Source organism: Micromonospora sp. NPDC048170 (assembly GCF_040652795.1).
Classification (GTDB): domain Bacteria; phylum Actinomycetota; class Actinomycetes; order Mycobacteriales; family Micromonosporaceae; genus Micromonospora.
In genome coordinates this window covers 31,184-44,870 of the sequence record NZ_JBEZMR010000020.1, presented here as the reverse complement: position 1 = coordinate 44,870, position 13,687 = coordinate 31,184, and the positions used below count along the sequence as shown (strand labels likewise).

The window sequence follows — 13,687 nt, the reverse complement described above, 5'->3', positions numbered from 1 at the left end:
GAGAGTCCTCTCATCTTTCCCCACATCGCACCCTGCGGCGGGGACGGAATTGGCACCTGCCCCGCGGGTCGCTCTGCGATGAGCGCGCGGGGTGGTTGCCGGGGCGTCGTCGGGCCGTATCCCTCAGCCCCTCTGGATGAGGTATGCAGTTGTGCCGTCGAGTCTAGGCGCTGTCGCCGCGCGAATCGACGGCAGATCCCACGCTGTGAGCGATGCCGCAGCCTCCGTCGGGGCCGGCGGACCTCCCCGGCGGCGGTACGGGATCAGGCGGTCACCGAGCGGGAGCCGCCGGGTTGCCGGGCACGGAGCAGGGTGTCGACCGCCCACGCGCCGGGACCGAACACGGCGATCAGCAGGAACGACCAGCAGAACAGGACGGCCAGCTCACCACCGTTGTGTAACGGGAGCAGCGCGTCGGGCTGGTGCACCACGAAGTACGCGTAGGCCATCGACCCGGACGCCAGCAGGGCCGCCGCCCGGGTCAGCAGCCCGACGAGCACCAGCCCGCCGCAGACCGCCTGGATCAGCGCGGCCCACCAGCCCGGCCACTCGCCGAGCGGGACCGCCTCACCGGTGCCCCCGCTGCCGCCGAGGATCCCGAGCAGCGAAGCCAGGCCGTGGCAGAGGAAGAGCAGGCCGACGACGGCTCGGAACAGGGACAGGGCCGGGCCACCGATCCGGTCAGTGAACATTCGGGTACCTCCGGTAGGGACGACAGGATGGCCCAAGAATGTCGCCCGACATTCGGCGGTGTCGATCCCTTCCCTCTCTGCGGGAAGACTTCGGTGCTGTCCCCTGCCGCCGTCGAGCGGACTGGCGGGCACCGGTTACCGTGCGGGCTCGTCGATGGAAGGAATCGCGCGATGCGTCGCAAGCTCGTCCCGGTGGTGGCGCTCTCCATGGCCTGCCTGCTGGCGGTCACCGCCGCATGCTCCCCGAGCAGCCGGAAGAAGCGGAACCGGTCCGCCGACGGGTCGGTCGGCACCGCCGCCAAGCGGGACGACGTCGACACGGCGACCACCCGGGCCACCCCGACCCCCCGGCGTACGGGCGACCAGCTCACCTGCCTCGAACTGGGCAACACCCGCGTCGGCAGCCGCAAGGTCCGCTACCGGAAGTACGCCGCCCCCATCCGCCTCACCGACGGCCGCTGGTCCGACCGGGACGGCACGACGGTGGAGTTGCAGCGGCCGTGCGCCGTGGGTGACCTCGACGGCGACGGTGCGGGCGACGCGATCGGCGTGGTCGTGCTCGACGGCGGCGGCACCGGCCGCTTCTTCACCCTCGCCGCCTGGCGCAACGTCAGGGGCGAGCCGGACTACCAGGCCCAGGTCGACCTCGGCGACCGTACGCCGGTGGAGAGCGTCAGCGTGCGCGACGGCAGGGCGACGGTGGTCTACCTGACCCGACCCGCGGACGGCCCGATGGCGGAGCTGAGCATCCGCCGCACCGCCGTCTACCAGCTCAGGGGCACGACGCTGGCCGAGTTGAGCCACACCGACGCCCGGGTGGCCGGGGTGTCCGGCGACGGGGGCTCCGCTGACGCCCCGGGCGCGGGGGACGCCGACTCGTCCACCCGGAAGCGCAAGTTCCGCTCCCGCTGACGTCCCCGCGACCGTGCTCGGCTCAGTCCGGGACCGGCCGGTAAGTCGGTGGCCTCGGTAGCCGTACGACATCGGTGGCCGCGCAGTTCTGCTGGTTCACCCTGCCGATGCAGCCCCACCCCGAGGTGGGAACGCGCACGAAGTACTGGACGGGCTGCGACGGGACGGCCTCGGTGGTGAACGTTCCGGTACCGCTCGGGATGCGTTGCTCGTGGGAGCCGGTCGTGTCGGTGTACGAGGCGACGATGTGCCACCGGCAGGTGTGGGTGGACACCTCCGGCTGGATACGGAACGCCATGTTCGACTGACCGTTGCCCAGCTCGACGACGTTGCGGCGGAAGTACAGCTCGCCCTCCTCCGGCTCGCCCTCGTCAAGGACGTACGGGCCGTGCGGTCTGTCCGTCGGCCCACCGGTCAGGTCCCACAGCAGGCCCTGCCGGGGCTCGGAACCCGCCGGGGGGATGACGACGACGGTCTGCGCCGTGGGTGCGTGGCACGAGTCCTTGACGGCAGTCATGTTGTTGATCGTCAGTCCGGCGGCGCGGTCGCTGTTCAGGTTCAGGTCGAACGTCTGGGCGTCGCCGCGGTTCTCGTTCCCATCCTCACGCGGCGCCACATAGGACGCGTCCTCGACGATCCGCCCGCCGAGCGGCTTCATGAACTCCCACACCCGCGACGCATCGCCGTTCAGGCCGGTGAGGACGGCCTGCTCGCCTTCGGTCAGCGGCCGGTCGAGAAGCACGGTGAAGGCCTCGGGAAGGTACTGGTCGTAGTCGAGGGGGGTGACGGTGGACACGAACGCGGGTTGTTCACGGTCGACCGCCTTTTCGGCCTGCTTGTCCGAGCGGGCCCGATCGGTGGCCGTCGACCGGTCCAGGAGAAGGTTGGCCTGGTAGGTGAGCAGCACGCCGACCACGACGACGACTGCGGCGGCGGTCGCGTACACCGCGCGCTGCTTCGGCGGGAGCCTGCGGAACCCGGGCAGGCGTTCGTCCGCCAGCAGGGCCCAGGCTTTCGGCCTGGGCGGCGGCCCGGATGGCGGTTCCGGTGGTGGCACGGACGTGGACGACGGCTCAGCCGGCCGCACAGGCGAGGACACGGGCGGCGGCTCAGCCGGCGGCACAGGCGAGGACACGGACGGCGGCTCGGGCAGCGGCTCAGTCGGCGGCTCGGCTGGCGGCTCGGGCGGTGGCGCTGCGGGCGAAGTAGCCATACCCGATTCTCACTCACGGGCACCATGCCCTTACAGAATCACCCCCGCCGGGCGGGTGTCCGAGGCTCAACGGGGCACCGGCCGGTGCGATGATCGGGCGATGGTACTCCCCGCACACCGACCCGCACCGCGCTCGCCCGGTGGAGTTCCAGGTCCGGCCCGGACGGTCGGGCTCGCGATCACCGGCCTCGTCCTGCTCGGCGCCTGTGCGCCGGCGGCCGACCCGTTCGCGGCCGACCCGTCGGGGGCCGATCGGGCGTCGCCCCCGCTGCCGACGGCCATCCCGACAGAGACACCGAGCACGACGGCGACCGGGGCCGAGTGCCCGGAATCCGGCGTCCGGATCAGTTCGCCGGGCACCAGCGCCGCGATGGGCCTGCGCGCGCTCGGCCTGCAACTGGTCAACTGCGGCACGACGCCCTACCCGCTGAACGGCTACCCCGTGCTGCGCCTGCACGACGCCGACGGCAAGCCGATACCGGTCCGGCTGGTGAACGGGGCCAAGGAGATCACGTCGGGCTTCGACGACCCACCCCGGCCGCTGACCCTGCAACCCGGCGAACGGGCCGGCGCCGCCGTGCTCTGGCGCAACCTGGTCACCGACCCGACGGTCGTCGCCACCAACGGTGAGCGTCTCGAGGTCGCGCCCGCCGAGGGCCGGCCCGCGCAGATCGTCGGCCTGGACGGGCCGATCGACCTCGGCAACACGGGCCGGATCGGGGTCAGCGCCTGGAAGAAGGCGACCGAACCGGCACCGACGCCGGCCCGGCCGCTGCCGGACACCTCGGCGCCGAGCAGCCCGGTGCCGCTGCCGTGAGGCGTCCGGCGTGTCAGCTGGTGACGTCCTTGCGGGTGAACCGCCAGAACGCCAGCCCCCAGAACAACGTCGCATAGCTGATCGCGGAGATCGCGCCGCGTACCACGTCGTCGGTCTGCACCGGCGTCGACAGCAGCCCCAGCCAGGCGGTGCTGTAGTGCGTCGGCAGGAACGCCCGCAGCGCCCCCAGCGCGGTGATCTGGTCGAGGATGCTGGACAGGATCCAGAGCAGCACCGCGCCGCCGACCGCACCGAGCGCGGCGTCCGTCACCACCGACAGCAGGAACGCCAGGCCGGCCACCACCAGGAGTACGACCGCCAGGTAGCCGAGCACCCCCAGCAGCCGCAGCAGGCCCTCGCCCGGTTCGAGCTGGGCGGCCACGGTGCTGCGCAGCGGCTCCCAGCCGTAGCGGAGGGTGCCGATCAGCAGGGCGGTGCCGGCAAGCAGCAGCAGAGCCAGGGCCGAGTAGACGAGCGCAACGAGCAGCTTCACCGCCAGCAGGCGGGCCCGGGGCACCGGCACCGCCAGCAGATAGCGCAGGCTGCCCCAGCTCGCCTCGCTGGCCACCGTGTCCCCGCAGAACAGCGCCACCACCACGACCATCAGGAACGACGCCGAGACGAAGATGGTGAAGAGGGTGAAGTTCAGCCCGCCCGACGTGGCGAACTCGACCAGGCTGCCGAACTCCCCACGCCCGTTGTCGTCGTCGTCGCCCGTGTCGAACTGGAACGAGATCAGGATGATCAGCGGCAGCAGCACCATGAACCCGAGCGCGAGCTGCGTACGCCGCCGGGATGCCTGCCGCCGGAACTCGGCGCCGAACGGCAGGGTCGCCGAGGGCCGGTAGCCGGCCGCCGCTCCCGCCGTGGGTGACGTGCCCGCCATCATCGGTCCCCGCTTCCCCGAGAGTTCTCGCCCACCAGCGCGAGGAACGCGTCCTCCAGGCGGCGCCGCGGCACCACCCGGTCCACCCCGATGCCGGCCCGGACCAGCTCGGCGACCACCTCGCTGCGGGCGGTGCCGTTGGTGTCCACCACGAGCTGGCCCTCGCCGTCGGGGAGCACCCGCACCCCGTGCAGGCCGTCCAGCACCGCCCGGGCCGCCTCCGGGTCGGTCACGTCGAAGAGCACGCTCGGCGACTCGCCGACGATCTCCTCCACCGGGCCCGACGCGACGATGCGGCCCTTGTTCACCACCACCGCGTGCGTGCAGGTCTGCTCCACCTCGGCCAGCAGGTGACTGGAGACCAGCACCGACCGGCCGTCGGTGGCGTAGCGCTGCAACACCCGACGCATCTCCGCGATCTGCGGCGGGTCGAGCCCGTCGGTCGGCTCGTCCAGCACCAGCAGCTCGGGCAGGCCCAGCATGGCCTGCGCGATGGCGAGGCGCTGCTTCATGCCGTGGCTGTAGTTCTTGATCCTGCGGTGCACGGAGTCGCCCAGGCCCGCGATCTCCAGGGCCTCCTCGAAGTGCGCGTCCTCGGCCGGCCGCCCGGTGGCCCGCCAGTACGCCCTCAGGTTCGCAAGCCCCGACAGGTGCGGCAGGAAGCCCGGCCCCTCGACCAGCGCGCCGATCCGCGACAGCACCGGCGAGCCGGGCACCAGCCGGTGCCCGAAGACGTAGATCTCGCCGGCGGTCGGCTGGGTCAGCCCCATCAGCACCCGCAGCGTGGTGGTCTTGCCCGCGCCGTTCGGGCCGAGCAGGCCGACCACCTGACCGGGGTGCACCTCGAAGTCCACGTTCGAGACGGCGACGAAGCCGTCCGCGTACTCCTTGCGGAGCTGCCGCACGGCCAGCGGGACGCCCGCGTACGCCGGGTGCACGGAGCTGTCCTGGCGGCGGTGCCGGCGGCGGACCACGGCGACGACCACGACGAGCCCGACGGCGATCGCCGTGACCAGCCCGGCCAGCACCCAGCGCCACACGACGGCGGAGGTGGGGATCGGGTCGCCGGCGACGGTCGGCAGGCTGACCGCGCCGCCGCCGGCCTCGACGGTGTGCACGGTCGGCTCGACCGGAGTGGCGTACGCCTGGTCGGAGGTCGCCACCACCACGCGCAGCCGGTGCCCGGCCTCGAACCGGCGGACGATCGCCGGCAGGGTGACGGTGACCGGTCGCGCCGCGTCGATGGTCTGCGGGAGGCCGGTGAGGCGGACCGGGGCGACCAGGCCGTTGGGCAGGGTGGCCGCGCCGTTGGAGTCGACGTCGTAGAGCTTGACGAAGAGCACCGCCTCCCCGGTCGGCGACGCCGCCCGGATGTCGACGGTCGGGGCGCCGACCACGTCCACCGCCTCGGCCAGCGGCTCCGACTCGAACCGGGCGTGCTGGCCGGGGATGTCTCCCGCCACGCCGCCGAGCAGCGCCGACAGCTCGCCGGCGAAGGGCACCGAGGAGATGGCTGCCGGATTGCCGGCCGGCGGGTTGGCGACGGGCTGGGCGGGGCCGGTCACCGGCACGTCCCGCCGGGCCGTCCCGGCGACCCCCGGGTAGTCGGCGTAGCGGTAGCCGGTGGCCACCAGGCCCCGGTCGAGGGCGTCGAAGCCGGCGATACGGGACCAGGTGAAGTCGTTGCCCGGGGCCTGACCCTCGCCCTTGACGTAGTGGTCGAGCCACTGCACGGTCAGGAACTTCACCCGGTCCGAGTCGGTCTTCGGGCCCTCGCCGCCGTCGTGCCCCCCGGTGAACCAGGCCACCCGGACGGGCGTGCCGGCGGCGGCGATGCCGCGCGCGTTGGCGTCCGCCTCGCTGAGCGGGAAGAGGGTGTCCGCCTCGCCCTGCACCAGCAGGGTCGGCGCCTTGATCCGGTCGAGCACTCCGGCCGGGCTGGAGCGACGCAGCAGGTCCACGGCCGCCTGGTCGGCCCGGCCGGTGGTGGCGATCCGCAGGTACGCGGCGCAGATGTCGGCGGCGAACCGGCCGCACGCCGGGTCGGCTGCCCCCGCCGGACCCCGCCCCGGCCCGGTGCCCGGGCCGGCGCCCGGCCCCGGGCTGGGCGGGCCGGCGGAGGCGGGCGCCCCCTCGGGCTGGGCCGCGCCGGCCCCGGAGAGCCCGGCCGGCCCGGAGCCGACGTTGCCGCCGCCGCCGAAGAAGAGGCCCGCCCAGCCGGACTTGAACACGCCCTCGGTGGGCTGTTTCCCGGTGCTCTCCGGCAGGAAGGAGCGGGACAGGTCGTTCCAGGTGATCATCGGCACGATCGCGTCGACACGCTGGTCCTGTGCGGCGAGCAGCAGCGCCAGCCCGCCGCCGTACGAGCCGCCGACGACGCCGACCTTCGGGTCCCCGGCGGCGTCGGTGCGGATCTCGGGGCGGGCGGCGAGCCAGTCCAGCAGGCGCTCGGCGTCCCGCACCTCGTAGTCCGGGTGGTCCAGGTGGATCTGCCCGCCGCTGCGGCCGAAGCCCCGCGCCGTCCAGGTGAGCACCGCGTAGCCGCGGCCGGCGAACTCCTCGGCGTCGGCGCGGACGGACTCCTTGGTGCCGCCGAAGCCGTGCGCCAGCAGCACCGCCGGCACCTTGTTACCCGCCGAGGCGCCCTCGGGCAGGTAGAGCGTGGTGTCCAGGTCGACGGGCTCGTCGCCGGCCGGCCCGGAGCGGACGTTCAGGATCGCCGCCTCGGTGCGGACGTCCGGCCCCTGCGGCAGGACCGCCCAGGTCACGGCGGCGGCGAGCAGCACGACGACCGCCGTCGTGGCGACGACGCGCCGGCGGGTGGGTAGTGCGCGCCGGATCCACGCGGCCGACAACGGCGATCTCATTCGGCACACGGTACGGCCCGGATCCTGAGCGTTGGCTGAGATCCTCCGTACGGCCGTCCGGTTGATCCGATCGGTGTCGCAGCGACGCGGTCCAGCCCGTCCCAGGAAGAGGAATTCGGATCACGTGAATTCCGATGTTCGGCAGAAATCCGCTCCGATCCATCCATGTCCATCACCGCGCCGGCACGCAGTGTGCCGGACGGACCACGTGGCGGTCACATCGGGCCTCATGACACAAAGCTGACTGCCCGACGAGCGGAACAGCTCCGCGCTGGTCCGCTATTTTTCCGGTCCGGTGCACGGGACCTCGCCGTCGACCCCGACACCCGCCGATCCCGCGCGCCCGCCCGAGGAGACAGACATGACAGTCCCCGCGCCACCGGCCCGCCGGCGGCCCCCCGCGGTGGGCCGCGTACTGCCGCTGCTGCTCCTCGTCGCCCTGCTCGCGCCGATGACCCTGCTGTTCGTCCAGACCTGGCGGCTCACAGCCGACGACCGGGACCTGGTCAGCCGGGAACGACTCGGCGTGGAGTACCTGCGCGCCCTCGCCCCGGTCACCGACGCCCTGGTGGACGCCCAGTCCGCCGCCGTCGCCGGCCGCCCCGTCTCCGGCACGGCGCTGACCCACGCGGTCGAGGCCGCCGCCTCGGTCGACGCGCGGATCGGCGACGAGCTGCGCAGCCAGGAACGCTGGGCCGGCCTGCGCGCCAGGATCGAGGCGCTGGGCGCCCGGGGCCCGGCCGACCCGGAGGCCGCCTTCGCCGCGTACGGCGAGGCCACCGACCTGCTGCTGGCGCTGTACCGCAAGGTCCGGGAGACCTCCGGGCTGGTCAGCGACCCCCGGTCGGACTCCTTCTTCCTCCAGGACGGCGCCGGCGAGGAGCTGCCCGAGGCGATGGTGGCGGCCGGACGGCTGGTCGACCTGGCCCTGCTCGCCGGCCGCCGGCCCGCCGCCGACCGGAACCGCACCACGGGCGAACTCGCCGCCCTCCGGATGGCCGCTCTCACTCCGGCCGGCGACCTGGTCACCGACCTGAGGGCCGCGGTGGACAGCTCGGAGAGCGCCGACCTCGGCCCGAGCATCCTGACCCCGCTCGACACCTACCAGCGCGCCGTCGAGGCGCTCGCGGCCCACTCCGCGCCGACCGACCGCAGCCCGGTGGTGGACCAGACCCGGATCGCCGGCGCCCGAGTCGACGCCCAGGCGGCTGCCAGGAAGCTCCAGCCCGTCATCCTCGGTGAACTCGACGCCCTGCTCGCCGGACGCGTCGACGACCTCGACCGTAGGCGCTGGCTGACGGTGGCGGCCGGGGTGCTGGCCCTCCTGCTGTGGGCGGCACTCGGCGCGGTGTGGCTCGCCGCCGCCCGGCGGCACGCGGCGGAGACCCGGCGCGAGCCGGACGGCGACCAGGGGCAGGAACACGGCGAGCAGCAGCGGGCCGCCGACACGTCGTGGCCGCCGAGCGCCGCCCCGGGCGGGCGACCCCGTCAACTCCAGCCGGCGGGGCCGGCCCGCGAGCCCGGGACCGCGCAGTGGGGGCCCCTCGATGCTGCTCGCTAGGCTCCGGATCCGGGGCAAGCTCGCGCTGCTCGTCGTCATCCCACTGCTCAGCATGGTGGGGCTGGCCGTGCCGGCGGTGCTCGACCGGGTGGCCGCCGCACAACGGGCCGGCGACACCGCCGACCGGGTCCGCGTCGCCAGCCGGATCGGCACCCTCGTGCAGGACCTGCAACAGGAGCGCGTCCTCTCCGTCGGCCTGCTGCTCGGCCGGGTCACCCGGACCGAGCTGATGCAGCGGACCGCCAGCGTGGACGACCGGGTCGCCGACCTGCGGGCCACCCTGGGCGACCTGCTGTCGCCGCAGGCCACCGAGGCCCTGCGCGGCGTACGCGGGCTGACCGACCTGCGGGCCGCGGTGCTCGCCGGGACCGCCACGCCGGACCAGATCATGGGCGCCTACGGGCCGGTGAGCACGAGACTCATCGACGCGCTGCGGCTGCCGTTCGGGGTGGACACCGACACGGCGGCCGGGCGGCAGGTGCTGGCCCTGGACGGGCTGCTCCGCGTCGACGAGGCGATGGGCGCCTGCGCCACCCTGATCGTGCTGGTCAAGGCGACCAACTCCCCCCGGTCGGCCGCCTCGTACGTCGCCTGCATGGCGGGACTCCGGGCGGACAACCAGCGGTTCCGCAATCTGATCACGCCGGAGCAGTTGGAGCTGGTGACGCTCAACGACGCGGCGGTGGCCGCCCGGACCAGTGCCGACTTCCTCAGCAGGAGCGCGCTGGACCCGGCCGGCGCGACCAGGAACATCCCGCTGGACGCGCTCTTCCCCTCGGTCCGCTCGATGATCACCTTCGGGCAGTTCATCGAGAAGAAACTCGTCGCCGACGTCATCGCCGAGGTGACCACGCAGCAACGCCGGGCGCTCACCGAGGCGTACCTGGTCGGTGGGGTCGCCGCACTGATCCTCGCCGTGGTGATGCTGCTCAGCGCGGCCGTCGCCCGGACGGTGACCCGGCCGCTGACCCGGCTCACCCACTCGGCCGACCGGGTGGCCCGGGTCGCCGAGGCGGAGCTGACCCGGGTCGTCGACGACGAGGCCGAGGGCACCCCGCCGGTACGCCTCGACCCCGTGGACGTGCGGGCCCGCGACGAGATCGGCGACCTGGCCCGCGCGTTCGACCGGGTGCAGAGCACCGCCGCCCGGCTCGTCGAACGGCAGGTCGCCGGCCGGCGCAACGTGGCGCAGATGTTCGGCCATGTCGGCCGCCGTACGCAGAACCTCGTCGGCCGGCAGATCGCGCTGATCGACCGGCTGGAGCGGCAGGAGACCGACTCCGAACGGCTCGAGCACCTGTACCGGCTCGACCACATCTCCAGCCGCCTGCGCCGCAACGCCGGCAGCCTGGTGGTGCTCTCCGGCTCGGCCGGCGCGGACCCCCACGTGGCGCCGGTGCCGCTCGGCGACGTGGTCCGGCTGGCGCTCGGCGAGATCGAGGACTACACCCGGGTCGACGTGCAGGTCCCGCCCGGCGTGTCCGTGGCGCCCGGCACCGTCGGCGACCTCGTCCTGGCGCTGGCCGAACTGATGGAGAACGCGACCGTCTTCTCCCCGCCGCACACCCGGGTCACCGTAAGCGGCGAGCCGACCGGGTCCGGGGCGCGACTGACCGTGGTGGACCGGGGCATCGGCATGACCCCGGAACGGCTGGCGGAGGAGAACGCCCGGCTCACCCGGCGGGAGCGCCTCGATCTCGCGCCGACCGAGGTGCTGGGGCTCTTCGTGGTGGGCCGGCTGGCCCGCCGGCACGGCTGGGCGGTGCGGCTGACGCCGACCGCCGGCAGCGGGGTGACCGCGCACCTGGAGGTCCCGGAGACGTCGCTGGTGATCCACCGCGCCGAACGGGCCGGGGTGACCGTGGCCCGGGCCGCCGTACCCGCCCGGGACCGGCGCTCCCCCGTCGACGCGCAGGCCGCCCGGCCCCGCGCGGCGGTCGGGGCGGTGCCGGAGCCCCCGCCGTCCGGGCTCGACACGACGCTGCTGAGCCGCGCCACCCGCAGCCTGGCGTCCGGCGCTCCCTGGGACGCGTTCGGCGCCGGTGGCGAGCTGGCCGAGGCCGCGCCGCAGGCGCCGACGGGGTCCGCCGCACCGGCCGGTCCCGCCCCGGCGGGCATCCGGCAGCGGGTGCCGGGGGCCACCCTGCGCCCGGCCGGCCCGCCGGCCCCGACCGCTGGCCGGCCGACGGGCGGGCAGGTGCGGGGGTCGACGGAGGTCGCGGACCCCGCCGCCGCCCGCGCCCTCGTCGAGGCGGTCGAGTCCGGCGTACGCCGGGCCGAACTGGGCCGGCCACCGGCCGGCACGGTGCCGACGCTGCTGACCCGGCGGGTGCCCGGGGCGAACCTCACCGTCGCCCCGGCCCGACAGCCCGACAGCCCGACACCGGAAGACCCGGACAAGGTCCGCGACCTCCTCACCGAGTTCGAGGCGGGCGTCGCCCGCGCTCTGCGTGAAGTCAGCCAAGACCGCCGCTACGAAGAGGGAACATCACGTTGACCAGCCCCTTCCTGCACGACAACGTCGACCAGCAGCACCCGGACACCGGTGAGCTGAGCCCGGAGGCGCGCACCTTCAACTGGTTGCTGGACTCCTTCACCTCCAGCACCGCCGGCGTAGTGGAGGCGATCGCCGTCTCCTCGGACGGGCTGCTGATGGCCATGTCGGCGATCAAGGACCGGTCCAACGCGGAACGGCTCGCCGCGGTGGTCTCCGGCATGACGAGCCTCGCCGGCGGCGCCGCGAGCTGGTACGCCCTCGGCGGGCTGAACCGGGTGATCGTGGACATGGCCGAGGGCTACCTGCTGATCAGCGCGATCAGCAGCGGCTCCGTGCTCGGGGTGGTTGCCGACCGGTCGGCGAACCTCGGCACCGTCGCCTACGAGATGACGCTCTTCGCCGGGCGGGCCGGTGGCGCCCTCACCCCGAAACTGATCGCCGAGTTGAAGAACGCCGTTCAGCAATGACCCACGAGGTCGCCGGCGGGGAACCGGACCCGGAGCCCACCATCCGGATCCGGCCCTACCTGCGCACGTCGTCACCGTACGACGCCCGGCCCGGCCTGCCGGCGACCGAGGAGGGGCCGGCCGGCCCGCGCCCGTTCGTGCTCACCGCCGGGCGGGTGGCCGGCGCCGACCCGGCGATCGGGCTGGAGACGCAGGTGACCGTCCGGCCGGCGACCGACCGGCCGGCGCCGCTCACCTGGCTGGCGCCCGAGTTGCAGGCGATCGTCGCGCTCTGCGACGAGCCGATCTCGGTCGCCGAGATCTCCGCCCGTACCCGGTTGCACTTCGGCGTGACCAGGGTGCTGGTCGGCGACCTCCGCGCCGCGGGTCACCTGGACGTGCACGACCACGCCGACGCCCTCGACCCCGACGTCATCCTGCGAGTGATTGATGGACTCCGTGCGATCTCCTGAATGGCCGGTCGCCCCGCTGGGCGGGATCGCCGCCAACAACGCCGCCGCCCGGTACGGCACCCCGACGGGGCCGCAACCCGCCGCGTCGGTCCCACCGCCACACCGGTCGCCGGCCACCGGCGTGGCCGCGGTGCCCCGGCCCGCGCCGGGCGCCGCGCCGCCGATCCCGGTCAAGATCCTCATCGCCGGTGGCTTCGGGGTCGGCAAGACCACCACGGTCGGCGCGATCTCCGAGATCGCCCCGCTGACCACCGAGGCGGAGATGACCACCGCCGGGATCGGGATCGACGATCCGGGCGTACGCTCCGCGAAGACCACCACCACGGTGGCGATGGACTTCGGCTGCGTCACCATCGACCGCAGCCTGAAGCTGTACCTGTTCGGCACGCCGGGGCAGGCCCGGTTCGGTTTCATGTGGGACGACCTGGCCCGCGGGGCGCTCGGTGCGCTCGTCGTGGTGGACAGCGCCCGCCTGGACGACTGCTATCCGGCGATCGACTTCTTCGAGCGGGCCGGCCTGCCCTTCGTGGTCGGGGTGAACGCCTTCGACGGGCGGCTGGCGCACGACCTCGACGCGGTCCGGTGGGCGCTGGCCGTCGGCGACCACGTGCCCCTGGTGCAGTTCGACGCCCGGGACCGGCTCTCGGTGCGGGACGCCCTGCTGGTCGTCCTGGACCGCGCACTCGATCGGGCCACCCGGGAGAGGAAGTCCTGAACGTTCCGGCGGTTCGACCCGTTTCACGAGAAGGGGTGGTCGTGATGAGAGGTGGACTGGACGAGACACTGGCCCGGATGGCCCGCCGCGAGGAGGCGCTGCGGCGCCGGGCCGCCGAGGCGGAGGCGGCGGGCGGGGAGGCTGTCGTGGCGCCGCAGGCGCGAGACGGAGCCGACCCGGGCCGCGCGGATGCCCGGGGCGAGGGGCGCAACGCCGGACCCGGCTGGGCCGACACCCGGCGGGGCGTGGCACCCCGCGACCCGGTGGCGGAGGTCACCGAGGCCGTCCGTCGGGTGGTGGCCGGTCACCCCGGCACGGCGGTCAGCATCCGCGTCGAGCACGACGGACAGGCGTACCCGCTGCGGGTCGCCTGGACCGACGCGGGCGTGACGGTCGACGCGGTGGCCGCCGCGCCACCGCCGGCGTGGCCGATGTCGGTCAAGACGGTGCCGGCCTGGACGCCGGCCAGGGCGGGGCTGAACCCCGACCCGGCGGCGCGGCTGGCCGAGCTGATCCGCCGCGATCCGTCCCTGCTCGGCGACGACGACCTGTCCGGCGGGCCACGGGACGCACCGGGGTCGGGCGCGGCGTGACCAGGGCGGCTAGGG

12 protein-coding genes and 1 riboswitch are annotated in these 13,687 nt (G+C 74.3%); of the genes, 8 read left to right on the top strand and 4 right to left on the bottom strand.

Annotation, left to right across the window (positions count from 1 at the left end):
- Window positions 1–7: 7 nt before the first annotated feature.
- Window positions 8–143: riboswitch (SAM riboswitch) on the bottom strand.
- A 120-nt stretch (window positions 144–263) separates the two neighbouring features.
- Complete coding sequence (locus AB0D32_RS22420; protein ID WP_357093326.1) at window positions 264–692, bottom strand: DoxX family protein; 429 nt, start codon at window positions 690–692, stop codon at window positions 264–266.
- A gap of 171 nt (window positions 693–863) precedes the next feature.
- On the opposite strand from AB0D32_RS22420, the gene AB0D32_RS22415 reads away from it, so the two are divergent.
- The gene (locus AB0D32_RS22415; protein WP_357093323.1) at window positions 864–1,604 is read left to right on the top strand and encodes a hypothetical protein; all 741 of its coding nucleotides are present in this window, start codon (window positions 864–866) and stop codon (window positions 1,602–1,604) included.
- A 22-nt stretch (window positions 1,605–1,626) separates the two neighbouring features.
- Here the strand turns inward: AB0D32_RS22415 and AB0D32_RS22410 are convergent, their stop codons facing one another.
- A complete protein-coding gene (locus AB0D32_RS22410) occupies window positions 1,627–2,550 on the bottom strand; it encodes a hypothetical protein (RefSeq protein WP_357093320.1) in 924 nt (307 codons plus the stop codon).
- A 367-nt stretch (window positions 2,551–2,917) separates the two neighbouring features.
- Here AB0D32_RS22410 and AB0D32_RS22405 point away from each other — a divergent pair, with 367 nt between their 5' ends.
- Window positions 2,918–3,634: a DUF4232 domain-containing protein gene (locus AB0D32_RS22405; protein WP_357093317.1), complete on the top strand. Its 717-nt coding sequence runs from the start codon at window positions 2,918–2,920 to the stop codon at window positions 3,632–3,634.
- Between the two features lie 13 nt (window positions 3,635–3,647).
- On the opposite strand, the gene AB0D32_RS22400 is transcribed toward AB0D32_RS22405, so the two are convergent.
- Complete coding sequence (locus tag AB0D32_RS22400; RefSeq protein WP_357093314.1) at window positions 3,648–4,523, bottom strand: ABC transporter permease subunit; 876 nt, start codon at window positions 4,521–4,523, stop codon at window positions 3,648–3,650.
- Window positions 4,520–7,387: an alpha/beta fold hydrolase gene (locus AB0D32_RS22395; RefSeq protein ID WP_357093311.1), complete on the bottom strand. Its 2,868-nt coding sequence runs from the start codon at window positions 7,385–7,387 to the stop codon at window positions 4,520–4,522. Before AB0D32_RS22395 ends, AB0D32_RS22400 begins: the two co-directional genes overlap by 4 nt.
- Before the next feature lie 361 nt (window positions 7,388–7,748).
- On the opposite strand from AB0D32_RS22395, the gene AB0D32_RS22390 reads away from it, so the two are divergent.
- The 6 genes from AB0D32_RS22390 to AB0D32_RS22365 are packed head-to-tail and all read left to right on the top strand — an operon-like array spanning window position 7,749 to window position 13,672.
- Window positions 7,749–8,948, top strand: a complete 1,200-nt coding sequence (locus AB0D32_RS22390; RefSeq protein WP_357093308.1) for a hypothetical protein — start codon at window positions 7,749–7,751, stop codon at window positions 8,946–8,948.
- The gene (locus AB0D32_RS22385) at window positions 8,935–11,445 is read left to right on the top strand and encodes a nitrate- and nitrite sensing domain-containing protein (RefSeq protein ID WP_357093306.1); all 2,511 of its coding nucleotides are present in this window, start codon (window positions 8,935–8,937) and stop codon (window positions 11,443–11,445) included. The genes AB0D32_RS22390 and AB0D32_RS22385 overlap by 14 nt, the downstream gene beginning before the upstream one ends.
- Window positions 11,442–11,912: a roadblock/LC7 domain-containing protein gene (locus AB0D32_RS22380; protein WP_357093303.1), complete on the top strand. Its 471-nt coding sequence runs from the start codon at window positions 11,442–11,444 to the stop codon at window positions 11,910–11,912. The genes AB0D32_RS22385 and AB0D32_RS22380 overlap by 4 nt, the downstream gene beginning before the upstream one ends.
- Window positions 11,909–12,364 carry a DUF742 domain-containing protein gene (locus tag AB0D32_RS22375; protein WP_357093300.1) on the top strand — a complete coding sequence of 152 codons (456 nt, stop codon included), beginning with the start codon at window positions 11,909–11,911 and terminating at the stop codon, window positions 12,362–12,364. The genes AB0D32_RS22380 and AB0D32_RS22375 overlap by 4 nt, the downstream gene beginning before the upstream one ends.
- Window positions 12,342–13,079 (top strand): ATP/GTP-binding protein, encoded by a 738-nt coding sequence (locus AB0D32_RS22370; RefSeq protein ID WP_357093298.1) that lies wholly within the window; start codon window positions 12,342–12,344, stop codon window positions 13,077–13,079. The genes AB0D32_RS22375 and AB0D32_RS22370 overlap by 23 nt, the downstream gene beginning before the upstream one ends.
- A 44-nt stretch (window positions 13,080–13,123) precedes the next feature.
- Window positions 13,124–13,672, top strand: coding sequence for a hypothetical protein (locus AB0D32_RS22365; protein WP_357093295.1), 549 nt, complete (start codon window positions 13,124–13,126; stop codon window positions 13,670–13,672).
- Window positions 13,673–13,687 lie beyond the last annotated feature (15 nt).

Coding starts and splice junctions, on each gene's coding strand:
- AB0D32_RS22420 (WP_357093326.1), bottom strand. CDS start 692: ATGTTCACTGACCGGATCGGTGGCCCGGCCCTGTCCCTGTTCCGAGCC.
- AB0D32_RS22415 (WP_357093323.1), top strand. CDS start 864: ATGCGTCGCAAGCTCGTCCCGGTGGTGGCGCTCTCCATGGCCTGCCTG.
- AB0D32_RS22405 (WP_357093317.1), top strand. CDS start 2,918: ATGGTACTCCCCGCACACCGACCCGCACCGCGCTCGCCCGGTGGAGTT.
- AB0D32_RS22400 (WP_357093314.1), bottom strand. CDS start 4,523: ATGATGGCGGGCACGTCACCCACGGCGGGAGCGGCGGCCGGCTACCGG.
- AB0D32_RS22395 (WP_357093311.1), bottom strand. CDS start 7,387: ATGAGATCGCCGTTGTCGGCCGCGTGGATCCGGCGCGCACTACCCACC.
- AB0D32_RS22390 (WP_357093308.1), top strand. CDS start 7,749: ATGACAGTCCCCGCGCCACCGGCCCGCCGGCGGCCCCCCGCGGTGGGC.
- AB0D32_RS22385 (WP_357093306.1), top strand. CDS start 8,935: ATGCTGCTCGCTAGGCTCCGGATCCGGGGCAAGCTCGCGCTGCTCGTC.
- AB0D32_RS22375 (WP_357093300.1), top strand. CDS start 11,909: ATGACCCACGAGGTCGCCGGCGGGGAACCGGACCCGGAGCCCACCATC.
- AB0D32_RS22370 (WP_357093298.1), top strand. CDS start 12,342: ATGGACTCCGTGCGATCTCCTGAATGGCCGGTCGCCCCGCTGGGCGGG.
- AB0D32_RS22365 (WP_357093295.1), top strand. CDS start 13,124: ATGAGAGGTGGACTGGACGAGACACTGGCCCGGATGGCCCGCCGCGAG.